The following is a 1,139-nucleotide window of genomic DNA, read 5'->3' as shown; positions in this document are numbered from 1 at the left end:
GCCTCTGATATTCCAGACGTTTGCAATCAGGCACCTTAGCTGCCGCAAAAAGCACCACTTACAACTGATAACAAAGGTAGAAGAATATTCATTAGTTGCATATGTAGAAGGGTTTTGACCTTGTGATCAGCTTCAACGTTGGGGCCAGTGCCGCCTGCTTGCTGTCTTGACCAGATCGGCTGCTCAATTCTCCGCAACCAGTCAAGGTTCTCCGTCGGTCGTTTTCCTAGCGTTCATCCCCGACTCACCCGATGCCCCCCTCTATCTGAAACACGACGCCAAAAAGTTCGCAATGATAAAGACGGCTTTCATTCATTTTTGCTGTTGCGATGCTGTTAACCACGCATTCTTTGTCAATTTGCTATTCGCTTGCGCGGCAAATTGGTTAGTAGTGGGCATCGCTTAGTTGTATAAACCTTCCGTCTTTACAGGGGGCTAAAGCCCTCATTGCGTACTTCAAGCCACGAGCAAGAGCTCGCGGTTTGGAGATCGTGTTATCAGGAGGGGAGCAACGGGTGAGCCGTTGCTGTACTTGGAAAACTACTAGGAGAACATGACATGGTTACGAAGAATATCACATCCAATCTGATCAAGAGCAAGCAGTCTGCACTGGCTTACGTTGAAGCCTCACACAAGGCCAAAACTGGTGAAGCAGCTAATGAATATTTTCTGTTATCAGTTGCAAGCGGCGCTTGTTACAACAGCAAAGGTGCGGTTGATTACAAACGTCGTCAAATTACAGAAGCATTGATTGACTATGAGGACAAGGAAGCCAGAGGTTTAGAACCTTCCTCCCACAAACTTGATGGTCTTGATGTAGAGCTAGACATTCTGATGGAGATGCACGAAATTGATCTTAATGTTCACGAATCAATCAACGGCACGAAATGGGAACCGCGCGATAAGAAGCGCCGCTCAGCTCAGCTTAGTGACGAGAAGAAAGCATACTTCAAGAAAAAGTACGGCTAATCAGCCACAGTGGGAGGGCTTCGGTCCTCCTTAACTCTTGCTCACGTTAGGAGAAACGTATGGACAACAAACACCTGTTGGACGCAGTGATCAGCGGCATCGCGCTTGTCGTGTTTGTCGTTGGCACTATCGCGGTGCTATACGGAGCTGGCTTGCTGGCTGAAACGAAA

General features: G+C 47.8%; 1 protein-coding gene. It reads left to right on the top strand.

The genetic code is table 11. From position 1 onward, the window contains the following. Nucleotides 1-558: 558 nt before the first annotated feature. Entirely contained in the window at nt 559-969 is a 411-nt protein-coding gene (locus NB231_RS00035; protein WP_004998464.1) for a hypothetical protein, read from the top strand. Nucleotides 970-1,139: the final 170 nt, after the last annotated feature.

Origin of the sequence: Nitrococcus mobilis Nb-231 (genome assembly GCF_000153205.1) — a bacterium.
In the GTDB taxonomy this organism is placed as follows: Bacteria; Pseudomonadota; Gammaproteobacteria; order Nitrococcales; family Nitrococcaceae; genus Nitrococcus; species Nitrococcus mobilis.
This window is presented reverse-complemented; position numbering and strand designations above follow the sequence as displayed.

Bases quoted from the DNA above. Each gene is read 5' to 3' on its own strand.
- NB231_RS00035 (WP_004998464.1), top strand. From the start codon at position 559: ATGGTTACGAAGAATATCACATCCAATCTGATCAAGAGCAAGCAGTCT.